Annotated in this window: 16 protein-coding genes; 10 read left to right on the forward strand and 6 right to left on the reverse strand. The window is 62.8% G+C overall.

Annotation, left to right across the window (positions count from 1 at the left end; translation table 11 throughout):
• Nucleotides 1-54: 54 nt before the first annotated feature.
• Nucleotides 55-972 carry a LysR family transcriptional regulator gene (locus tag OX460_RS04730; RefSeq protein ID WP_289897851.1) on the forward strand — a complete coding sequence of 306 codons (918 nt, stop codon included), beginning with the start codon at nt 55-57 and terminating at the stop codon, nt 970-972.
• Nucleotides 973-1,104: 132 nt separating this feature from the next.
• Here the strand turns inward: OX460_RS04730 and OX460_RS04735 are convergent, their stop codons facing one another.
• On the reverse strand, nt 1,105-2,010 hold the full coding sequence (locus tag OX460_RS04735; protein WP_289897852.1) for an alpha/beta hydrolase: 906 nt from the start codon (nt 2,008-2,010) through the stop codon (nt 1,105-1,107).
• A 140-nt stretch (nt 2,011-2,150) separates the two neighbouring features.
• On the opposite strand from OX460_RS04735, the gene OX460_RS04740 reads away from it, so the two are divergent.
• Nucleotides 2,151-5,351: a PAS domain-containing protein gene (locus tag OX460_RS04740; RefSeq protein WP_251348649.1), complete on the forward strand. Its 3,201-nt coding sequence runs from the start codon at nt 2,151-2,153 to the stop codon at nt 5,349-5,351.
• Here the strand turns inward: OX460_RS04740 and OX460_RS04745 are convergent.
• Genes OX460_RS04745 through OX460_RS04760 form a run of 4 tightly spaced genes read right to left on the reverse strand, consistent with a single transcriptional unit; the run spans nt 5,348 to nt 13,814 of the window.
• Nucleotides 5,348-8,230 carry a PAS domain S-box protein gene (locus OX460_RS04745; RefSeq protein ID WP_289897853.1) on the reverse strand — a complete coding sequence of 961 codons (2,883 nt, stop codon included), beginning with the start codon at nt 8,228-8,230 and terminating at the stop codon, nt 5,348-5,350. The two genes, OX460_RS04740 and OX460_RS04745, sit on opposite strands and share 4 nt — an antisense overlap.
• A 7-nt stretch (nt 8,231-8,237) precedes the next feature.
• Nucleotides 8,238-9,428, reverse strand: a complete 1,191-nt coding sequence (locus OX460_RS04750; RefSeq protein ID WP_251348651.1) for a hybrid sensor histidine kinase/response regulator — start codon at nt 9,426-9,428, stop codon at nt 8,238-8,240.
• On the reverse strand, nt 9,425-10,303 hold the full coding sequence (locus OX460_RS04755; protein ID WP_289897854.1) for a CheR family methyltransferase: 879 nt from the start codon (nt 10,301-10,303) through the stop codon (nt 9,425-9,427). Before OX460_RS04755 ends, OX460_RS04750 begins: the two co-directional genes overlap by 4 nt.
• 28 nt (nt 10,304-10,331) lie before the next feature.
• Nucleotides 10,332-13,814 (reverse strand): response regulator, encoded by a 3,483-nt coding sequence (locus OX460_RS04760; protein WP_289897855.1) that lies wholly within the window; start codon nt 13,812-13,814, stop codon nt 10,332-10,334.
• Nucleotides 13,815-14,096: 282 nt separating this feature from the next.
• Here OX460_RS04760 and OX460_RS04765 point away from each other — a divergent pair, with 282 nt between their 5' ends.
• Nucleotides 14,097-14,549: an Hsp20/alpha crystallin family protein gene (locus OX460_RS04765; RefSeq protein WP_099668519.1), complete on the forward strand. Its 453-nt coding sequence runs from the start codon at nt 14,097-14,099 to the stop codon at nt 14,547-14,549.
• A gap of 102 nt (nt 14,550-14,651) precedes the next feature.
• Here OX460_RS04765 and OX460_RS04770 read toward each other — a convergent pair whose 3' ends face one another.
• The gene (locus tag OX460_RS04770) at nt 14,652-15,998 is read right to left on the reverse strand and encodes an MFS transporter (protein ID WP_099667920.1); all 1,347 of its coding nucleotides are present in this window, start codon (nt 15,996-15,998) and stop codon (nt 14,652-14,654) included.
• 217 nt (nt 15,999-16,215) lie between these two features.
• Here OX460_RS04770 and cyoA point away from each other — a divergent pair, with 217 nt between their 5' ends.
• From cyoA to OX460_RS04805, 7 genes are all read left to right on the forward strand, one after another.
• Nucleotides 16,216-17,199 (forward strand): ubiquinol oxidase subunit II, encoded by a 984-nt coding sequence (gene cyoA / locus OX460_RS04775; RefSeq protein ID WP_251348654.1) that lies wholly within the window; start codon nt 16,216-16,218, stop codon nt 17,197-17,199.
• Nucleotides 17,200-17,283: 84 nt separating this feature from the next.
• Nucleotides 17,284-19,287 (forward strand): cytochrome o ubiquinol oxidase subunit I, encoded by a 2,004-nt coding sequence (cyoB, locus tag OX460_RS04780; protein WP_289897856.1) that lies wholly within the window; start codon nt 17,284-17,286, stop codon nt 19,285-19,287.
• Complete coding sequence (cyoC, locus tag OX460_RS04785; RefSeq protein ID WP_086144570.1) at nt 19,280-19,918, forward strand: cytochrome o ubiquinol oxidase subunit III; 639 nt, start codon at nt 19,280-19,282, stop codon at nt 19,916-19,918. Before cyoB ends, cyoC begins: the two co-directional genes overlap by 8 nt.
• Nucleotides 19,915-20,301 (forward strand): cytochrome o ubiquinol oxidase subunit IV, encoded by a 387-nt coding sequence (gene cyoD / locus OX460_RS04790; RefSeq protein ID WP_099667923.1) that lies wholly within the window; start codon nt 19,915-19,917, stop codon nt 20,299-20,301. Before cyoC ends, cyoD begins: the two co-directional genes overlap by 4 nt.
• A gap of 77 nt (nt 20,302-20,378) precedes the next feature.
• On the forward strand, nt 20,379-21,155 hold the full coding sequence (locus tag OX460_RS04795; protein WP_289897857.1) for an SURF1 family protein: 777 nt from the start codon (nt 20,379-20,381) through the stop codon (nt 21,153-21,155).
• On the forward strand, nt 21,139-22,488 hold the full coding sequence (locus OX460_RS04800; RefSeq protein WP_099667925.1) for an ATP-binding protein: 1,350 nt from the start codon (nt 21,139-21,141) through the stop codon (nt 22,486-22,488). Before OX460_RS04795 ends, OX460_RS04800 begins: the two co-directional genes overlap by 17 nt.
• Nucleotides 22,478-23,014 (forward strand): response regulator transcription factor, encoded by a 537-nt coding sequence (locus tag OX460_RS04805; protein WP_034788474.1) that lies wholly within the window; start codon nt 22,478-22,480, stop codon nt 23,012-23,014. The genes OX460_RS04800 and OX460_RS04805 overlap by 11 nt, the downstream gene beginning before the upstream one ends.

The raw sequence follows: 23,014 nt of genomic DNA on the forward strand, positions 1-23,014 counted from the left end.
GTCGAGCGCTAGTATGTGAAAATGGGCAGCTTTCATACCTTAATCGGGATAATCATGCGCAATGCCCTCGACTTGAATACCGTCCGCGTCTACGTGGCGGTCGTCGATGAACAAAGCTTTGCCGGCGCGGCACGCCTGCTGACCCTGCCATCATCCAACGTCAGCCGCCACGTCGCTTCGCTGGAACGCACGCTGGGCGTGCGCTTGCTGGAACGCAGCACCCGCCACCTGCGCATGACGGAAGCTGGCAGGCTACTCTACGAACGCGCAAAACCCTTGCTCGACGCCTTACTCTCCACTGAGGAAGAGCTTGGCGCAGTGCAGCGTGAACTGCGCGGCCCCCTAAGGATGTGCATGCCAGGCGAAGCGCCTAGGCTGTTAGCGCCCATCCTGGCCGAATTCTGTAGCCTCCATCCCGGCATCGAACTGGAATGCGACACGCGCCTGACCGGTCTGGAAGCTCTGCGGGAAGACATGGACCTGTCCATCGTCTTCCATCGTGGGCGCCAGGATGACAGTACCTTCATCACCCGCGAACTCGCTACGCTGCCCAGCATCGTGGTCGCGGCGCCCGCCCTGCTAGCCAAGACTGGAATACCGCGCCACGTGCGCGAACTCAGGTCATTGCCTTGCATTACCACCTTGAGCGCGTTGAAGGGCCAGCCCTGGCAGTTTCTCGACGCCACAGGCGAAATCGTGAAGGTATCCGTGCGTAGCCGCTATCGTGTCAACAGCGGAGAACTGGCATTGGCGGGCGCGCGGCAAGGCATTGGCTTCGCGATAGTGGCGGCCGATCCATGCCAGGAAGATATTGCCGCCGGCCGCTTGCGGGAAGTGCCGCTGGACCTGTGTCCTGCGCCGCTGCAATTGCTTGGCGTGTACAGCCATCGGCATTCCGTGACTGCGCGGGTTCGGGCTTTGCTGGAATTGATACAGGTGCGGTTGGGAGGAATCGGGAGCGGCTCAGGATGAAAATCGAATCGAGGAACGCGCCCGAATAGCGGAATGTCTGCCCCGGGCTTTTGCGACCACACTTGCTCCAGCGTCAGTGATCGCGCCCCTCAGAAATCTGCTTAGCCGCTTGTTCTTCAAGCAGCACTGTCATCATTGCGCGTTCATCCCCAACATCCCCCGAACCACCGGCAAAATCATCCGCCACGCATTCGACATCGCCGCAATCTCGTCATAATGACTGGCACCGGGCAAAATCAGCACTTCCGCATGGTCGCCGGCTTTGATTGCCCTGGCCGCATAGTCGTGCGCGACGCGGGGCGGGGAGATGGTGTCCAGTTCTCCCGTGGCCAGCACGGTGCGGCTGCCGTTGGGCATCAGGTCGGCTGCGTTGGTGTCGCTGTAGATGTCGGGGCGCTCGGTGCTGGCGCTGCCTGCCAACTGGGCAATGTCGCGCTCGCAGCTGGTCTTGATCAATTCCTTTTCATGGCGCAGGTCGGCCAGGCCGCCCAGGCTGACGATATTTTTCACTGGCAGGAACTGGTCGCGATACAGGGGGCTGGTCTTGGCCAGCTTTTCCCTGCCTGCGATCCACTGCACCAGCTGGCCGCCGGCCGAGTGGCCCATGGCGAGGATGCGGCTCGTGTCGATCTGGTACTGGGGCGCGTGCTGCTGCAGGCTGTCGAGCGCTGCGTGCATGTCTTCATAGGTGCCCGGATAGCCGCCGCCCGGCTCGTCCACGCGCCGGTACTCCACATTCCACACGGCGATGCCTTGCGCGACGAGGGCGCCGGCCACGTTGCGCATCTGCTGGATGCCGCCGAAGGCCACCGTCCAGCAGCCGCCGTGCACGAGCACGACGACGGGGAACGGTCCGCTGCCGTCGGGCCGGAACAGCTGCGCATATTGCGACGGCGCGGGGCCATACGCGATCTGCGCCGTGGGCGGGGGGCCGTTCAGGGCCAGGTAATCGTCCAGGCTCATGGGGGCGGCGACGGCGCCGTGGGCGGAGGCAAGCAGGGCGGTGGCGATCAGGGAGGAGGGCAAGGAGGTAGGCATGCTGGAATTCGCTTGAGAAGAGAGCAACACTTTAGCATAGGCCCGCGTGGGCGCAGAGATCAAGCGCTGAGCTGTTTTCCTCCTGCAAGAGGGGTGCCCCATGGTATATTTCGGGCATCAGTTTTCCCCTTATCGACACGGTGCACGCAAACAACATTCTTTCCTTGCTGGACGCCGAGCATACTGCGCTGGGCAGCATCGCGGCCGGTGCCGACCTGGCTCATGCATTGGAGCATTTGTTGCTGGCGCTGCAAGACCTGGCCGAGGGCGGCGCGCATGCCTGCCTCGTGCTCATCGACGAAGCCGACCGCTTTTGCGGCCTGTCCGCGCCCAGCCTGCCGCAAGACCTGTGCCTGGCCCTGCGCCACGGCGGCGACCAGCCATCCCCGTTCGGCACGGCGGCCTTTTCCGGCGCGCCCGTGTATTGCGGCGACATCACGCGTGACGTGAACTGGAGTGCCGGACGCAAGGAAGCCATGCTGCACGGCTACCGCGCCTGCTGGGTCGCCCCCGTCTTTGGCGCCAAGGGACATATCCTGGGCGTGCTGGGCCTGTTTTTCCAGGCGCCATGCCATCCCACGCAACCCGAGACCGAATTGCTGGCGCTGGCCGCGCGCGTGGCCGCGCATGTCATTGAGCGGGGCCAGCTGGAACAATCGCTGCACGACAGCCGCGAACATTTTCATTACGCCATAGAACTGAACACGCAAGTGCTGTGGACGGCCGACGTCGACGGCAAGCTCGATTATGTGGCGCAGCGCTGGCGCGAATGGACGGGCAGCAGCGGCCTGGGCACCAGCTGGCTGGACGCCATCCACCCCGAGGACGTGCCCCATTCCCTGGCGGCCTGGAGCGAAGCCGTGGGCAGCGGCCAGCCTTTCGACCAGGAAATGCGCGTGCGCCGGCAAGACGGCCGCTACCGCTGGATGCACTCGCGCGCCTATTGCCGGCAAGACGAGCGCGGCCAGCCCGCGAAATGGTATGGCTCGTGCGAGGATATCGACGAACACTGGCAGGCGCGCAACGCCTTGCTCGACAGCGAAGCGCAGTTCCGTTCGCTCGCTTCCACCATGCCCAACCAGGCCTGGCTGGCGCATGGCAGCGGCGCTACCTACTGGGTCAACGAGCAGGTCTGCGAATACACGGGACAGTCGCTGAAGTCGCTCGTCACCAGCGGTTTTCGCCACTGCGTGCATCCGGACGACGTGCAGGCCACGCAAAAGAGCTGGGAACGGGCCGTCGCCACCGCCAGCGCCTACGAACACGAATTCCGCATGCGCCGCGCCAGCGACGGCGCCTACCGCTGGTTCCTGGCGCGCGCCTTGCCCCTGTTCGACGAGGCGGGCACGGTGCTGCGCTGGGTGGGCACGAATACGGACGTGCAGGAACAGAAGAACGTGCTGGAAAAGATGGCTTACCTGAATTCCTCGCTGGAAGTGGAAATGGCCAACCGCACGGCCGACCGCGACCGCATGTGGCGGCTGTCGACCGATATCATGCTGGTGGCGGACCTGGCCGGCATGATCATCGCCGTCAATCCCGCCTGGAGCAAGATCCTCGACCGGCCGGAAATCGAGTCGCTGGGCATGGATTTCATCAGCCTCGTGCATCCCGACGACCGCATGGCGGCCTTGAAGGACTTGTCGCGCCTGGCCCACGGCGCGCCCACCTTGCGCATGGAAAACCGCTACCGGCGCCGCGATGGCGGCTACCGCTGGATTTCCTGGACGGCCGTGCCGGCGCAAAAGCTGATCCACGCCATCGGCCGCGACGTCACGGACGAGAAGGAGGCGCGGCTGGCACTGGTGCGCAGCGAGCAAGCTTTATTGCAGGCACAGAAGCTGGAATCGATCGGCAAGCTGACGGGCGGCGTGGCCCACGATTTCAATAACGTGCTGCAGATTATCTCGGGCAATTTGCAGTTGCTGAAACTGACCGTGGCCGACAATCCGCAGGCGGCCAGGCGCCTCGCTTCGGCCGCCTCGGCCGTCGAGCGGGGCGCCAAGCTGTCGTCGCAACTGCTGGCCTTTGCGCGGCGTCAACCGTTGCGGCCGCTGGTGACGGACCTGGGGCGCTTGCTGCGCCGCATGCATGAGCTGATCCGCCGTGCCCTGGGCGAAGCGATTGCCGAGGAAACCTTCATCAGCGAAGGCTTGTGGCATACCCTGGTCGACCCGAACCAGATGGAAAACGTGCTGCTGAACATGGCCATCAATGCGCGCGACGCGATGGACAAGGGCGGGCGCCTCACTTTTACCTTGAGCAACGTCACGCTCGATGCGGACTACGCCAGCCGGCATGCCGACGTGCTGGAAGGGCAATACGTGCTGCTGACCATCACCGACACGGGCCACGGCATGGCGCGCGACGTGATCGACCAGATTTTCGAGCCCTTCTTCACCACCAAGCGCGAAGGCGAGGGCACGGGCCTGGGCCTGTCCATGGCCTACGGCTTCATCCGCCAGAGCGCGGGCCACATCAAGGTGCACAGCGCGCCGGGCGCCGGCACGACGTTCAAGATTTATCTGCCCCGTTCGCTGGAAACGCTGGCCGAGCCGCCGCCGGGCCTGACGGGCCCCGTGCTGGGCGGCAGCGAGACCATCCTCGTGGTGGAAGACGATGCTCCAGTGCAACATACGGTGGTCGACATGCTGCGCGGCCTCGGTTACGACGTGCTGCATGCGGATGACGGCGCCTCGGCCCTGGCCCTGCTGGGCACGGGCGTGGCCATCGACCTGCTGTTTACGGACGTCGTCATGCCGGGGCCCGTCAGCAGCAAGGAACTGGCGCAGCAGGCGAGGCTGCTGCTGCCGGAACTGGCCGTCTTGTTTACTTCGGGCTATACGCACAATGCCATCATGCAGGGCGGGCGGCTGGATCCGGGTGTTGAATTGTTGAGCAAACCGTATCAGCGCGAAGACCTGGCGCGGCGCATCCGCCACGTGCTGGCCGACCGCCGCCTGGTCGGCGCACCGGACCCGTCCGGGCGGCGCATCCTGCTGGTGGAAGACAATGACGATGCGCGCGAAATGACGACGGAAATGCTCAATATGCTGGGCCACACCGTGCACGGCGTGTCCAGCGCCGAGGAAGCCTTGCCCCTGCTGGCTTTGCCTGGTCTGGACGTGCTGGTGACGGACATCAGCCTGCCCACCATGTCCGGCCTGGAACTGGCGCGCCATGCGCGCGCGCATTGGCCGCAGCTGGATGTGGTATTTGCTTCCGGGCACGATTGGGGTGCCAGCCTGATGCAGGACGCCAGCGCGCGCTTCCTGCGCAAGCCGTTTGGCCTGGAAGAGCTGGCCGGCGCATTGAAGGCGCGCCGGCTCGACGTTTACTAGCCTGTCGGCAGCAAGGCTTGCTGCAATTGCTCGACGGTAAATGGTTTCACCAGGAAGCGCGCTTGCGGGTCCAGCACGCCGGAATTGGCCGGCGCGTGGCCCGTGGAAAACACCACTTCCAGCCGGGGATGCTCGCGCGCCGCCAGTTCGGCCAGCTCGGCGCCCGACATCCGCGGCAGGCTGATATCGGTCAGCAGCAGGTCCAGCCCCGGCGTGTCCAGCAGGGGCAAGGCTTCCTCGGCCGTGCCCACGGCCAGTACCGTGTGCCCCAGCATGGACAGCAGGTCGCCCGTCATGGCGCGCGCGTCCGCATTGTCTTCCACCAGAAGGATATGGCGGCCTGCCGGCAGCGGCGGCGCAGGCTGCGGCGCCAGCTGCGCGCGGTACTGGTGCAGGGCCGTCACGTGGCGGCCATTCGCCAGCAAGTGGCGGATGCGCCGCGCCAGGTCTTCGCGCCGGTATGGCTTGCTCAACAATTCGACGCCCGGTTCCAGCCGCCCGCCCTGCATGATGGCGTCCTGCGTGTAGCCCGAGGTAAACAGCACGGCCAGCTGCGGCAGCAGCACACGGGCCTGGCGCGCCAGCGCCGTGCTGGCCACCTTGCCTGGCATCACCACGTCCGTAAACAGCAGGTCGATGGGCACGCCGCTGCCGATGATGGCCAGCGCGCTTTCGCCGTCGCTGGCGCGCAGCACGACGTAGCCGAGGCCGCGCAGCATGTCCACCACCGTCGTCTGCACCTGCACGTCGTCTTCCACCACGAGGATGGTTTCCTTGCCGCCCAGCACGGGTCCGCCCAGCTGCAGCGGCAGTTCCGTTTCCGCTTCGAGCGAGCGCGGCAGGTAGATGCGGAAGGTGCTGCCGTGGCCCGGCATACTGTCCACCGTCAGGTGGCCGCCGCTCTGGCGCAGGAAGCCGTACGCCATGCTCAAACCCAGGCCCGTGCCTTCGCCTTCTTTCTTGGTCGTGAAGAACGGTTCGAAAATCTTGTCCAGCAGTTCCGCGGGAATGCCCGTGCCCGTGTCGGAGACGGCCAGCTGCACGTAGTCGCCGGGCGCCACGTCCGCATGGCGCGCCGCATAGTCGCTGCCCAGCACGCTGTTGCTGAGTTCGATGGTCAGCTGGCCCTCGCCTTCCATGGCGTCGCGCGCATTGATGGCCAGGTTGAGAATGACGTTTTCCAGCTGGTGCGGATCGACCAGGGCGCGCCAGCAGTCGTCGGCCAGCAGCAAACGCGTCTCGATGGTTTCGCCGGTGGCGCGCCGCAGCAGCTCTTCCGTCGCGCGCAGCAGCTGCGCCAGGTCCGTCACCAGCGGTTTCAACGGTTGACGCCGCGCAAAGGCCAGCAACTGGGCCGACAGCTTGGCGCCCCGTTCCACGGCGGCCGAGGCGCTGGCGATGCGCTTGGCGGCCAGCGGGTCGTTATCCAGGCCCAGCTGCAGCAATTGCAAATTGCCCGAGATAATTTGCAGCACGTTATTGAAGTCGTGGGCCACGCCGCCCGTCAGCTTGCCCAGCGCTTCGAGCTTTTGCGATTGCAGCAGGGCCATTTCGCTGTGGCGCAACGACTCCTGCATGCGGCGCAAGGTATTCTGCGCTTCCTTTTCCAGGGTGACGTGGCGTCCGGTGGCAAACACCAGGTCGCCTTCGATTGCGGCCACCCACGACAGCCAGCGGTGGCCGCCGTCGCGGTGCCGGTAGCGGTTTTCAAAGCTGGGCATGGATTCCTTGCCCACTTGCAGCAAGGCCTGGCGCGTGGCGGCGGCATCCTCGGGCAGCACGAAGTCGAAGATGCTGCGGCCCAGCATTTCCTCGGGCAACCAGCCCAGGATGGCACCGGCGGCCGGGTTGACGGCGGCAAAGCAGCCTTCGGCATCGATGGCCACCATCAAGTCTTGCGCGCTGCGCCATAGCCGCTCGCGCTCGCTGTTGCGCGCGGCCAGGTCCGCTTCCAGCTTCTTTTCCACGGTGATGTCGCGCGCGCTGCAATACACCTTGTCGCCTTCGGGCACGGCCACCCACGACAGCCAGTGCCAGCCGCCCAGCTTGTGGCGGTAGCGGTTTTCGAAGCGCAAGGCGGGCTGGCCCTGGTTGGCCGCATCCCAGGCCGCATGGGTGCGCGGCAAGTCTTCGGGATGGATCAGTTCGAGGAATTTCGTCGTGCGGATTTCCTCCGCCGACCAGCCCAGGGTGGCTTGCCAGGCGGGGTTCGAATGTTCGAAATAGCCGTCGAGGTTGAGCACGCCCAGCAAATCGGGGCTCACGTTCCAGGTGCGGCCGAACTCGCGCGTGCGCTCGGCCACCTGCGTTTCCATGCTGGCACTGAGGGCGCGCAAGCGCGCTTCCGCCTGGGCCCGCAAAATGGTCGACCAGACCCGCTCCGACACTTGCACGGCCAGTTCGATCTCGTCCGCATGCCACAGGCGGGCCGCGCGGCTGTGAACGACGAACAGGGCCGCCAGCTGGCCATCCTTGGCAATGGGAATGTTCAGGAAGGCGCGGATGCCCAGGCGCGCAAACGTGGCTTGCGCGGCGGGCTGGGCTGTGCGCGGGTCATTCATCACGTCGCTGACGGCCAGCGCCTGGCCCGCGGCAAGCGCCTCGGCCAAGCCTGCCGCGCAATCGCCGAGGAAATATTCGCCGGCGGCGCCCGGCGCCAGGCCGTCGCTCCACGCATGCTGCAGGGTGGGGCACTGCAGGACCTGGTCAATATCGAAACACGCCACTTGCTGGGCGCCCAGGCGCTGGCCCAGCAGCTGGGCCGACAGGGCGAGGATCTCGCCCGTGTCTTGCAGCAGGCGCAGCCGGCGTTCCAGTTGCAGCAGAAAGGCCACGCCGCTGGCGCCGGCCTGGCTGCTGGTGGCAGGAGTGCTGCTCATGCGGGCCTCAGCTGCCGGCCAGCGGCAGGGTGACGCTGAACAGGGCGCCATTGCCGGGCTGGCTTTGCAGGGTGATGGCACCGCCGTGCGCGTCGACCAGCTGCTTGGTGATGAACAGGCCCAGGCCCAGGCCGCCCGTGCGGTCCTGGTGGATGACGCGCTCGAAGGCGTCGAAGATGCGTTCCTGGTCGCGCGCATTGATGCCGATGCCATGGTCGCGCACTTCGATGACGGCGCTGTTCTGCGTGTGCGCCAGGCTGATTTCCACGGGCTGGCCCTGGCCGTAGCGCACGGCATTGCTGATCAGGTTGACAACGATCTGCTCGACGCGGAAGGCGTCCCAGTAACCCTGGATGGGTTCGAAGGCCAGCACTTCCAGCACGCTGCCGGCGGCCGCCGCATACGGGACCAGGTCGTCCGCCACGCGGCGCACCAGGCTGGTCAGGTCGACGGCTTCGCGGCGGATCGACAGCTTGCCGCTGGTGATGCGCGACACGTCGAGCATGTCGTCGATCAGGCGCACCATGCTGCGGATTTGCCGCCCGTCGCGCGCCACCATCTTGCCCAGTTTTTCCGGTTCGAAGGCGGCCAGGTTGCCCCGTTCCAGGTTGACGGTGCGCATCTGCGTTTCCAGGAACAGCGTGTTCAGCGGCGTGCGCAGTTCGTGCGCCACCATGGACATGAATTCGTCGCGCAGCCGTAGCGAGCGCTGCAGTTCCGCCTGGGTGGCGCGCAATTCCTTCAGCAGCGCTTCCTGCTGCTGGCGGCTGTGCTCGAGCGCCTGCACCTGGCGCCGCGTTTCGCTGCGCTGCTGGTGCAGGGCAACGAAGACATTGACCTTGCTTTGCACGGCATTGATGTCGAGCGGCTTGTGCAGGAAATCGACGGCGCCGCTTTCATAGCCCTGGAAGGCGAAATTCATTTCCTTGCCGGCCGCCGTGACGAAGACGATGGGGATGTGGCGCGTCTTTTCCGTGCCGCGCATCAATTGCGCCAGCTCAAAGCCATCCATTTCCGGCATTTGCACGTCGAGGATGGCCAGCGCGAAATCGTGTTCCAGCAGCAGGGCCAGCGCTTCTTCGCCCGAGGATGCCTGGTAGACGCTGCGGTCGCTCTCGCGTATCAGCGCATTTAGCGCGCGCAAATTTTCCGGCAAGTCGTCGACGATCAGCAGTTTGGTGCTTGTTTCATTCATCATGTTTCATTCCTGGCATGGCTTTGCCGTCCAGCGTAGTGGGAAGCGGCGTGCGACGGCGCACGCTTGCGGTAGAGCTTTTCGGGACCCGGCAATGGCTCGAATTCGGCGGCAAAGCGGGTGAAATGCGTGCTTTCCTTGCTGCCCAGGCCCAGGAAACCCCGGTGGCACAGCGAGTCGTGGAACAGGCCCAGGGCCCGTTCCTGCAAGGTTTTGTTGAAGTAAATCAGTACGTTACGGCAGCAAATCAATTGCGTTTCAATAAAAACACTGTCCGTGGACAGGCTGTGGTCGGCAAAGTTGATCCTGTCGAGCAATCGCTGCTGGAAGCGCGCCGTGGCGTGCTCGGCCGTGTAATAGTCGGCCAGCTGGCCCAGGCCGCCCGCGGCCAGGTAGTTGGCGCCGTACTCATCGAGCCGGTGCAGCGGATACACGCCGCGCGCGGCCGTGGCCAGCGCTTGCGGATTGATGTCCGTGGCGTAAATCGTGCTGCGTTCGAGCAAGCCTTCCTCGTGCAGCAGGATGGCCAGCGACAGCGCTTCCTCGCCCGTGCAGCAGCCGGCCACCCAGATGGTCGGCGACGGGTAGGTTTTCAGCACGGGCACCACCTGTTCGCGCAAGGCGCGGAAAAACGCCGGGTCGCGGAACATTTGCGTGACGGGCACGGTCAAAATCTGCAGCAGCTTGCCAAAGGCGGCGGCATCGTCCAGCACCAGTTGCTGCAAGGCGGGCAAGTCGGCGCAATGCAGGCGTTCGAGTGCCTGATGCAGGCGCCGCCGCTGCGAGGGTAAAGAGTAGTCGCGGAAGTCATAGCTGTAGCGCTGATAGATCGCGTCCATCAGCGCCTGCAGTTGCGCGTCCGTGGTGCGCTGGGACATCAGCGCCGCTCCCGGGCATGGCGCATCATCACATGCGTTCCATCTTCGGCATCCACACGCGCAGCAGCGAATACAAACGGTCCAGGTCGATCGGCTTGGCCAGGTAATCTGACGCGCCCGCCTGCAGGCATTCTTCCTGGTCATTCTTCATGGCCTTGGCCGTGATGGCAATGATGGGCAGCTTGTTGTAGCGGCCATCGGCGCGGATCAGCCGCGTCGCTTCCAGGCCATCCATGCCCGGCATCATGACATCCATCAACACGAGGTCGATATCGTCCACGCTGTTGAGCTTGCTGATGGCTTCGAAGCCGTTGCGGCCGATTTCCACCACCACGCCTTTCTGTTCCAGCGCATTCGTCAGGGCAAAGATATTGCGCACGTCGTCGTCCACCAGCAAAATCTTGCGCCCTTCAAACACGCGCTCGCGGCTGCGCACCTGCTGCAGCATGCCCTGGCGCTCGCTCGACAGTTCCGACTCCACCTTGTGCAGGAAGAGGGTGACTTCGTCCAGCAGGCGTTCGGGCGAGCGGGCGCCCTTGATGATGATGGAGCGCGAATACTTCATCAGGTCCGCTTCTTCTTCGCGGCTCAGGTTGCGGCCCGTGTAGACGATGACGGGCGGGAACGAGCACAGCTCTTCATGTTCCATGCGTTCGAGCAATTCGTTGCCCTGGATATCGGGCAGTTTCAAGTCGATGATCATGCAGTCGAAAATCTGTGTTTTCAGCAATTCCAGCGCCTGTTCGCCCAAGGCCACGGCCGTGATTTCCACGTCGTCGTCGCTGATCAGGTGCACCACGCTTTCGCGCTGGCGTTCGTCGTCCTCGACCAGCAGGATGCGCTTCATCTGTTGCGTGAACTTCGATTCGAGCTTGCGGAACACTTCCTTCAGCTGCTCGCGCGTGCGCGGCTTGGTGGCGTAGCCGATGGCGCCCAATTGCATGGCTTCCTGCATCTGGTCGTTGCCGGAGACGATGTGCACGGGAATGTGGCGCGTCAGCGGGTTTTCCTTGAGTTGCTGCAAGACCAGCAAGCCCGGGCGATCCGGCAAGCCCATGTCGAGCAGGATGGCGTCGGGCAGGAATTCTTGCGCCAGGCGCAAGCCTTCGTCGGCGCCGTGCGCCACCAGGCAGCGGTATTGCATTTCATGCGCGAGGTCGAACAGGATGCCGGCAAACGACGGCTCATCCTCGATCACCAGCACGGAACGCTGGCCCGTCTTGGCTGCGGGCACGCTATTCCTGTCATCCTCGAAGGTGGGCAGCGGCACGGGCTTGGCGGCAGGCGCCGCCTTGGGCGCGGCGGCCGCGATTCTGGCGGGCGCCTGCGGCGCGGCGGCGGGCACGGTGACCGCTTCCGCCGCGCGTTCCGGCATGACGGCCGGCAGCACGAGGGTGAACGTGCTGCCCTGGCCGTGGGTGCTGGCCAGCTCGATGCTGCCACCGAGCAAGGCTGCCAGGTCGCGCGAAATCGACAGGCCCAGGCCCGTGCCGCCGTAGCGGCGGCTGGTGGTGCCGTCGGCCTGGTGGAAGGCGTCGAAAATCTTGTGCTGCTGGTCGCCGGCGATGCCGATGCCCGTATCCTGCACCTGGAAACGCACCTGGCCGGCCGCAGCGGTGCTCACGTGCAGCGACACGCTGCCCGTATCGGTAAACTTGATGGCGTTCGACAACAGGTTTTTCAGGATTTGCTCGAGGCGCTGGCGGTCGCTGACGAACGATGGCGGGGCGTCCGGCGCCACCTTGACGTCTAAAACGAGTTTCTTTTGCTGCGCCTGGGCGCCGAACAGCATCTTCATGCTGCTGAGCAGCTCGTCGAAGGGCACGGCTTCCGGCGTCAATTCCAGCTTGCCCGCCTCGACCTTGGAAATGTCGAGGATATCGTTGATGAGGGTCAACAAATCGTTGCCGGCCGAATATATGGTTTGCGCAAACGTCACTTGCTCCGGCGTCAGGTTGCCGCTGGTATTGTCCGACAGCAGCTTCGACAGGATGAGCGAACTGTTCAACGGCGTGCGCAGTTCGTGCGACATGTTCGCCAGGAATTCGGATTTATAGCGGCTGGCCCGCTGCAGCTCTTCGGCGCGCGCTTCCAGCTGTGCATGGGCTTCGCCGATGGCCATGTTTTTCTGGTCCAGCGACAGCGCCTGCACGGCCAGCTGCTCGTTCGACTGTTCCAGTGCCGCCTTTTGCTCTTCCAGGTGGGCTTGCGACTGTTCCAGCACGCGCGACTGCTCGCCCAGTTCTTCATTGGCCGTGCGCAATTCTTCCTGCTGTACTTCCAGTTCTTCATTCAATTGCTGGGTTTCTTCCAGCACATTTTGCAGGCGCTGGCGGTACAGGGCCGCTTCCAGCGACGTGCCGACATTCGCGGCAATCAGGTTCAGCCATTCCTTGGCGCGGGCACTGACGGGATGCGTGAAGCCCAGTTCGATGACGCCGTTGACGACGCCTTCGTTATTGACGGGCGTCAAGACCAGTTCCAGCGGCGTGCCGTGGCCCAGGCTCGACGTCACGGTCAGGTAATTCTCGGGCACCTGCTGCACATGCTTGAGGCGTTTTTCGCGCGCCGTCTCGCCCACCAGGCCTTCGCCCAGCTTGAAGACGGGCTTGTCCTTGACGCCCTGGTCGCTGAAGCCGTACACGGCTGTGCGGCGCAGGCTGCCATCCTCGTCGACGACGTACAAGGTGGCGACGGCCACGTCAAGGCGGTGGGCCAGGAAGTCCAGCACGTGCCGTCCCAGTTGCGGCAAGCCCAGCTGGCCGCTCGTGTGGGCCGCCAATTCCGTCTGCCCCGTGCGCAGCCACGCCTGCTCCTGCAGCACGTCGTTATCCTTGCCGCGCTGCTCGAGCGCATCGTTGTAGATGTCGGACAGGCGCAGCAGCTCGCGCCGTCCCAGGTAGGCGAGCAAGCCCGACAATCCCAGGCTGAGGATAAGGAAGACCACGACGGCCAGCATGGTGCGGCTTTCGGCCGTATCGGCCCGTTCCTGGCGCAGCCGCTGCTCCATGGACAGGAAGGCGAGGAATTCGCGGCGGATTTCGTCAAATTCCAGCTTGCCTTCGCCCTGGCGCACGCGCGCGAGGAATTCCTGGTTGCTGCGGCGCTGGGCGATCACGCCTTCGGCATAATCGAGCCACTGGCCTTGCAGCGCGCGGATGCGGCGCAGCCGGTCGACCTGGATGGGACTGTCGGACACCAGTTCCAGCAGCGTGTTCATTTCGACGGCGATCTTTGCCTTGCCTGATTTATATGGCGCCAAAAACGTTTCGTCGCCCGTCAGCAAGTAGCCGCGCATGCCCGTTTCCAGGTCGACGGACAATTTCATGACCTCGTTCGCATTGCCGATCACCCGTTCGGAATGCTCGACCGAGCGCAGGGCCGACAGCAGGTAGGCGATCAGGGCGACGAACACGAGGGCCGTGATGACCCCGATGACCAACGGCAAGGTGACGTTGCGGGCGAGGATGCGGCGAAAGCTGAAGGAATCGATCGGGGTCTTGGTATTCATCATGTCCGTGTAAGGCTGTCGCGAAAGAATTAATTTTAATTGAAATGCAAGTTTTCTGGTGGTCAAGTATGGCGTGCGCTAGCATAACAGTCTTGCGCCCAATTGCCGACTCGCACGCCCGTGCAAAGCGCGGCAACGCACAGATCAAAGTGGCGGGAAAATCAAGCTGGCCTCGATTGAGGCAGATCAAAGAGATTGGCTGTTGTCATCCTAAGATGCAGGAGGTGGCGGCGTCCTTGCGGGCGGCCGCCGTGTGCAAGCCAGCCCATGCAGGAGGACATCATGGCCAATCATTTGATCCACCGCGATCCGCAGCACCCGCTGGGACGTTTCGACCCCTTCAGCGACATGGAAGAATTCATGCGCGACTTTTTCGCGCCCGCCTTGCATGTACGCGACGTGGGCAATGGGCGCATGCGCGTCGACATTGCCGAAACCGAACAAGCCTATCAGTTGCAGGCGGACATTCCAGGCGTGAATAAAGACGATATCCAGGTGTCCATCGATGGCAACCGCGTCTCCATCAGCGCCGAACTCAAGAATGAAAGGGTGACGCGCGACGGCGGCGGCAAGGTCGTGCGCAGCGAACGCGAGTACGGCCAGCAATACCGCAGCTTCGTGCTGCAGCATGAGGTGGACGAGGCCGGTGCACAGGCCCGTTATGAAAATGGGGTGCTGCTGCTGGACTTGCCGAAGAAGGAGGGCACGGGCGGGCGGCAACTGGCGATACAGTAAGCGTGGCCAGGAAGCGTGGCGTCAAGCTGGCGCGGGGATGAAAAAAACGCCGGACGGAGCCGGCGTTTTTCAGTGCTGTGCGCGCTGCACACTATATATATGTCAGTCGCGGATTTCCAGTGCCCGGTTCAGGCTCAGGGCGGCCAGCGAGGCGACGGCGCCCGACAGCAGGTAGAAGCTGACGTAGGCGAGGCCGAAGTTGGCTGACAGGCCCAGCGCCACCAGCGGAGCGAAGCCGGCGCCGACCAGCCAGGCCAGGTCGGACGTCAGGGCCGCGCCCGTATAGCGGAAGCGGGCAGGGAAGTTGGCCGTCACGGCGCCGGCTGCCTGGCCATAGGACAAGCCCAGCAGGCTGAAGCCAACGAGGATGAACACGTCCTGGCCCGTATTGCCGCCACCCATCAGGGTCGGCACGAAGGCGCTGAAGATGGCGATCAGCACGGCCAGCACGCCCAGGGTGGTGCGGCGGCCCACTTTATCGGCCAGCAAGCCGGAAATCACCACGCCGACGGCGGCCAGCACGGCGCCCAGCATCTGGATTTGCAGGAAGTCCGGCGCGGAGCGGGTCTGGTAGACGGAAATCCACGACAGCGGGAACACGGTCACTAGGTGGAACAGGGCATAGCTGGCCAGCGCGGCGAGGGCGCCGATCAGCACGTTGCGGCCCTGGCCGCGGCTCATTTCAAACACGCTCACGGGCTGCAGTTCGCGTTCGTCGAGCAGGCGCGCATATTCATTCGTCGACACCAGGCGCAGACGGGCAAACAGGGCGACCACGTTGATGGCGAAGGCCACATAGAACGGATAGCGCCAGCCCCAATCGAGGAAGTCTTCATCCGTCAGGGTGGTCAGCATGAACCAGAACAGGCCGGCGGCGATCAGGAAGCCGGCGGGCGCGCCCAGCTGGCCCAGCATGGCGTACCATCCCCGCTTGTTTTCCGGCGCGTTCAGGGCCAGCAGCGAGGGCAAGCCATCCCACGAACCGCCCAAGGCCACGCCCTGGCCGATGCGCAGCACGGACAGCCAGATGATGGCGGCAAAGCCCAGGTGGGAATACGTCGGCAGGAAGGCGATGCCGGCCGTCGACACGCCCAGCAGGAAGAGGGCGAAGGTCAGCTTGGCGCTGCGCCCCATGCGGCGCTGGATCTCCATGAAGATCACGGTGCCGAACGGACGGGCGATGAAGGCGAACGAGAAAATCAGGAAGGCATATAAAGTCCCTTCCAGGCGCTCTTCAAACGGGAAGAAGACGCGCGGAAACACCAGCACCGAGGCGATGGCGTAGACAAAGAAGTCGAAGTATTCGGAAGCGCGGCCGATGATCACGCCGACGGCGATCTCACCGGGGTCGATATGCGATTCGACCGTGCCGGCCCCGCTTGCGTCGCGCAGGGAGTGAGGGGAAAAGTCGGCGGGTACATCCCCGCTGTGTATGCGCGTGCTGGACATGATGATCGTCTCCAATATAGTTTCGAGTTCGGCCAACGCGTAACATACCCCGGGTGTCTCACGCCCGGAGTAGGACTATTCAATAGATAGCTGTAGGAAAACTCCGCAACTACCGAGTGAAAATCCGAGCAAGGGGTAGGACAAAACGTCCAATTGCCAACGCGCTCCAGTGAGAATACAGTACCATATCTTCATCCCCTGTACTGGATTTTCCTGTATGTTTTCATTAAAAGTTCGTCGCGGACTGCTTCTTTTACCTCTCGCATTGTTGGCTGGTTGCAATACGGTGGTACTGAATCCGTCCGGAGACATCGCAGTTCAGCAAGGCAATCTGATTGTCATCTCGACATTGCTGATGCTGTTGATTATCGTTCCGGTAATCGCCCTGACCCTGCTTTTCGCATGGCGCTATAGAAAAAACAACACCGCGGCCAAATACGAGCCGGACTGGGACCACTCGACTCGCCTCGAGCTGATCATCTGGGGCGCGCCCCTGCTGATCATCATCGTGCTGGGCCTGCTGACCTGGATCAGCACCCACACCCTCGATCCTTATCGTCCGCTGAGCCGTATCGACGCCAACCGTCCGATTCCTGCCAGCCACAAGCCGATGATCGTCGAAGTCGTGGCGCTGGACTGGAAATGGCTGTTCATCTACCCGGAACAAGGCATCGCTTCCGTGAATGAACTGTACGCGCCAGTCGATCGTCCGATCCGCTTCAAGATCACCGCGTCGTCCGTCATGAACTCGTTCTTCATCCCCGCACTGGCAGGTCAGATCTACGCCATGCCTGGCATGGAAACGCAGTTGAATGCCGTCATCAACAAGCCTGGCGTCTACAAGGGCTTTTCCGCCAACTACAGCGGTGCCGGTTTCTCGGGCATGCGCTTCAAGTTCCACGGCGTGAATGATGCGGACTTCGACAAATGGGTGGAATCGGCACGTGCCGGTGGCGGCGCGCTGAACCGCGACGACTACCTGTCGCTGGCCCAGCCTAGCGAACGCGACCCGGTCCGCCGCTACAGCGCCGTACCTAGCGATCTGTACAAGGCAATTCTGAACCGCACCATCGTTTCCGACGCTCTGTGCGTGACGCCGGTCGAGCCATACAAATTGACGATGGCAAATAGCCCGGTAGCGGCCGTAACGGCAGTAGTCGCTAGCGATGCAGTAGTTGAAAAGGGCGTTCAAGCCAAGTAACGACTGCATGAATCCCGCAGCGCATTGCGCTGCAGATACTGGCGCCGCTTGCCTGGCGCCTCCCTTTTTTCTCTGAGAGTAACAATGCTAGACCATATTGATCTGACGAAGCTTATATTCGGCCGTCTGACTTGGGATGCAATTCCATTTCACGAACCTATCCTGCTGGCGACCTTTGCAATGGTCGCCCTGGGCGGTATCGCACTCGTTGCGGCACTGACGTATTTCCGCGTCTGGGGTACCCTGTGGCGCGACTGGATCACCAGTATCGACCATAAAAAAATCGGTATCATGTACATGATCCTGGGCCTGGTCATGCTGCTGCGCGGCTTTGCCGACGCGCTCATGATGCGCACCCAGCAGGCAATCGCCTTTGGCGACAATGCCGGCTTCCTGCCACCGCATCACTACGACCAGATCTTCACCGCCCACGGCGTGATCATGATCTTCTTCGTCGCGATGCCTTTCGTGACGGGTCTGATGAACTACGTGGTGCCGCTGCAAATCGGCGCGCGCGACGTGGCTTTCCCTTTCCTTAACAACTTCAGCTTCTGGATGACCACCATGGGCGCCGCCCTGGTCATGGCTTCGCTGTTCGTCGGCGAATTCGCCCGCACGGGCTGGCTGGCGTATCCACCGCTGTCGGGCATCGTCGGCAGTCCGGACGTGGGGGTAGACTATTACATATGGTCCTTGCAGATTGCCGGGGTCGGGACGCTATTGTCCGGTGTCAACCTGATCGCCACCATCGTCAAGATGCGCGCACCAGGCATGACCTGGATGAAAATGCCGGTCTTCACCTGGACCGCACTGTGCACCAACATCCTGATCGTCGCCGCCTTCCCGGTGCTGACGGCTGTATTGGCCATGCTGTCGCTGGACCGCGTTGCAGGCTTTAACTTCTTCACGACGGAACTGGGCGGCAACGCCATGATGTACGTCAACCTGATCTGGATCTGGGGTCACCCAGAGGTCTACATCCTGATCCTGCCGCTGTTCGGCGTGTTCTCGGAAGTCGTTGCCACCTTCAGCAGCAAGCGCCTGTTCGGCTACGCTTCGATGGTGTACGCCACCTGCGTCATCATGATCCTGTCGTACCTGGTATGGCTGCATCACTTCTTCACCATGGGTTCGGGCGCCAGCGTCAACTCCTTCTTCGGCATCACGACGATGATCATCTCGATCCCGACGGGCGCGAAGATCTTCAACTGGCTGTTTACCATGTACCGCGGCCGTATCCGCTTCGAACTGCCTATGCTGTGGACGATCGGCTTCATGGTCACCTTCACCATCGGCGGCATGACCGGCGTATTGCTGGCCGTACCACCAGCGGACTTCGTGCTGCACAACAGCCTGTTCCTGATCGCCCACTTCCATAACGTGATTATCGGCGGCGTGGTCTTCGGTGTATTCGCGGCGATCAACTACTGGTATCCGAAAGCCTTCGGTTACAAGCTCGACGCGTTCTGGGGCAAGTGCTCGTTCTGGTTCTGGTTCGTCGGCTTCTACCTGGCCTTCATGCCGCTGTACGTGCTGGGCCTGATGGGCGTGACCCGTCGTGTCAACCACTTTGAAGATCCATCGCTGCAAATCTGGACCATCATCGCCTGGTTTGGCGCCGTCTCGATCGCACTGGGCATCGCGTCCATGCTGATCCAGTTCTTCGTCAGCTACCGCAACCGTCACGCCCTGCGCGACGTGACCGGCGACCCATGGGGCGGCCGTACGCTGGAATGGTCGACGTCGTCGCCACCGCCAGACTATAATTTCGCCTTCACGCCGCAAGTGCATGAACTCGATGCATGGACTGACATGAAGAAACACGGTTACCAGCGTCCGACGTCCGGTTTCACGAAGATCCACATGCCGAAGAACACCTGGGCTGGTTTCGTGATCGCCGCACTGTCCGCACTGGTCGGTTTTGGCCTGATCTGGCAAATGTGGCTCGTCGCCAGCGTTGGCTTCGTGATCATGATGGTCACCATCATCGTCCATACCTTTAACTACAAGCGCGATTACTACATTCCTGCGGAAGAAGTGGTCCGTACCGAAGACGCTTATACTAAATTGCTGAGCAGCCATGTCTGATACCATCGCCCATAACACCGGCGCCGCTGGCGCCGCACCAAGCACGCGCAGCTACTTTGTGCGCGAGCACCACCCGGAAAACGGCAGCTTGCTGGGTTTCTGGCTCTACCTGATGAGCGATTGCCTGATCTTCGCCTGTCTGTTCGCCACGTATGCCGTGGTCGGCCGCAGCTACGCGGACGGCCCGACGGGCGCCGCGCTGTTCGACCTGCCGCTGGTGGCCGTCAACACGGCCATGCTGCTGTTGTCGTCGATCACCTACGGCTTCGCCATGCTGACCATGCAGCGCAAGCAATTGCGCAGCACCCTGGTCTGGCTGGGCATCACGGGCCTGTTCGGCCTGGCCTTCCTGTCGCTGGAAATGTATGAATTCATTCATCTGATCCACGAAGGCGCCGGTCCGCAGCGCAGCGCGTTCCTGTCGTCGTTCTTCGCCCTGGTCGGTACCCACGGCTTGCACGTGACGTTCGGCGTGATCTGGCTCGTGACTTTGATGTTCCAGTTGAACAAGCATGGTCTGACCCCGGAAAACGGCCGTCGCATGATGTGCCTGTCGCTGTTCTGGCATTTCCTGGACGTCATCTGGATCGGCGTCTTCACCTTTGTCTACCTGATGGGAGTGCTGCCATGAGCGACCACCACACACACGGCGATAGCCACCACCATGACGATCACGATCATGGCAGCCTGAAAAGCTATACCATCGGCTTCATCCTGTCGGTGATCCTGACGGCCATTCCTTTCTGGCTGGTGATGACGAAAGCCATCACCAACTCGGGCACCATGGGCCTGGTCCTGCTGGCGTTCGCGGCCGTTCAAGTGGTGGTACACATGGTGTACTTCCTGCACATGAACACCAAGTCCGAAGGCGGCTGGAACATGATGGCGCTGATCTTCACCATCATGATCGTGGGTATTGCCATGGCCGGTTCCCTGTGGGTCATGTACCACATGAACCACAACATGATGCCGGATCTGATGCCTGAGTACATGCATACGAAAACGGCTCCATGATGAGTAATACGCGCCCAAGCAACACCGGGCGCGCCCCTGGCGCCGCATCGCAAGATGCCGCGCCAGGCCCACGCGGCATGGCTGTGCATTATTCAAAAATTGCACTGGCCTTGCTGGCGGGGATCTTATTTGCCGGTTTCTGTGCCCTGGGCACCTGGCAAGTCAAGCGCCTGTTCTGGAAGCTTGACCTGATCGAGCGCGTCGAACAACGCGTACATGCGCCCGCAACGGACGCGCCTGGACCCGCAGCCTGGGCCAGTGTCACGCAGCAAACGGATGAATACCGCCATGTGCGACTCTCCGGTACGTATCTCCCCATTTTCAATACCCTGGTGCAAGCAACGACGGCACTGGGCAGCGGTTACTGGCTGGTGACGCCCTTGCGCCTGGCCGATGGCAGCACCGTGCTGATCAACCGCGGCTTCGTGCCGAAACGCGAAGGCATCGCCGCCGGCACGCCGGCCGGCATCGTCCACGTGGACGGTTTGCTGCGCGTCAGCGAGACGGGCGGCGGTTTCCTGCGCGAAAATAGTCCTGCCACGCAGCACTGGTATTCGCGCGACGTGGCCGCCATCGGCGCCTCGCACATGCTGACCAACGTGGCGCCATACTTCGTTGATGCGAAGGCAAAGTCGGAAACGGCTGCCGACGCTCCCGTCGGCGGGCTGACCGTGATTTCCTTCCACAACAGCCACCTCGTGTACGCCTTGACATGGTTCACCCTGGCCTTGATGGTAGCCGGTATCAGCTGGTGGATCGTGCGCGAAGACAAACGTCGCCGCGCGCGCAAGGCCAGCTTGTCCCAACAGCACCTTGATCTATCGCAAGAAAGCGACCATGCCGGGCAGGATTGAGATCCTGCCCAACCGCGAGGTATTAGAACGCGGTGCGGTGGCGGCCGAGATGGAACATCCGGCCGGCCACCAGAACATGAAGCTGCTGATCCAGCTGCGCTGGCTGGCCGTGATCGGCCAGATCAGCACGATCTTTGGCGTGGGCGTGGGACTGGGCATCGCCTTGCCCGTGCCCTACATGCTCGAAGTGCTGTCCTGCCTCATCGCTTTTAATTTAGCCAGCCTGCTGCGCTGGCACGAACGCCAGCCCGTGTCCAACACGGCCCTGTTCCTCGCTCTGCTGGTCGACGTCACCGTGCTGACGGCCCAGCTCTACCTGAGCGGCGGCATCAGCAACCCGTTTGCCTTCCTGTACTTATTGCAAGTCATCCTCAGCGCCGTCCTGCTGGAAGTGTGGTCGACGTGGATCATGGTGGCCATCACCAGTCTGTGCCTGGCGGGCCTGGCCTTGTTGCCCGGCCCCTTGATCCTGCCGATCGACCCGGAACGGGGCTTTTCCAGCCTGTACGTGCAAGGCTTGCTGATCTGTTTTATTTTGAACGCCGCCTTGCTGGTGGTGTTTATTACGCGCATCAACCGCAACCAGCGCGCCGGCGACGCCAAGGTGGCCGACTTGCGACAGCGCGCGGCGGAAGAAGAGCACATCATCCGCATGGGCTTGCTGGCTTCGGGCGCCGCGCACGAGCTGGGCACGCCGCTGGCAACCCTGTCTGTCATCCTCGGCGACTGGCGCCGCATGCCGGAATTGAGCAAGAACAGCGAATTGCTGGAAGAAATCACGGAAATGCAGGCGCAATTGCAGCGCTGCAAGAGCATCGTCAGCGGCATCTTGCTGTCGGCGGGTGAAGCGCGCGGCGAATCGTCCGTGAAAACGACGATCAACACCTTCCTCAACGACCTGGTCGACGAGTGGCGCACGAGCCGCCCGATCCAGGATTTCGAGTACGATAACCGCATCGAGCACGACGTGCCCGTCGTCTTCGATTCGACCCTGAAACAAACCATCTGCAATGTGCTCGACAATGCGCTGGAAGCGTCGCCCGACTGGCTGCGCTTCGAAGCGACGCGCGAAGCGGATGCCTTGCACCTGGTCATTACCGATGCGGGTCCCGGCTTCGAGCCGTCGATGCTGACGCACCTGGGCAAACCGTATCAAAGCAGCAAGGGCAAGCCCGGCGGCGGCCTCGGCCTGTTCCTCGTGGTGAATGTTGCGCGTACCTTGGGCGGTACGGTGACGGCGCGCAACAGGGTGCAGGGCGGGGCGGTGGTGCACCTGGCCTTGCCGCTGGCGGCCATCAAACTGGAAAGAGAAAGCGACCACCATGCAGGATGACCGTCTGTTACTGATCGTGGAAGACGACGCCGCGTTTGCCCGCACCCTGGGCCGCTCGTTCGAACGGCGCGGCTACCAGGTCATCCTGGCCACCAATTTCGACGAGGCGAGCGCCTTGCTCGAGCAGCATTGCCCCGACTACGCCGTCGTCGATTTAAAACTCAATGGCAATACCTCCGGCCTGGCTTGCGTGCAGATGCTGCACCAGCACGACCCGGAGATGCTGATCGTCGTGCTCACCGGTTACGCCAGCATCGGCACGGCCGTCGAAGCCATCAAGCTGGGCGCCTGCCAGTACCTGGCGAAACCGTCGAACACGGACGACATCGAAGCGGCCTTCGGCCACGTGGCCGGCAACGCCGACATCGAACTGACGAACCGCGCCACCAACATCAAGACCCTGGAATGGGAACGCATCCACGAAATGCTGGCCGAGACGGATTTCAATATCTCGGAAACGGCACGCCGGCTGGGCATGCACCGGCGCACCTTGGCGCGCAAGCTGGAAAAGCAGCGGGTGAAGTAG

Origin of the sequence: Janthinobacterium sp. SUN033, from assembly GCF_030397595.1 — a bacterium.
Taxonomy (GTDB): Bacteria; Pseudomonadota; Gammaproteobacteria; order Burkholderiales; family Burkholderiaceae_D; genus Janthinobacterium; species Janthinobacterium kumbetense.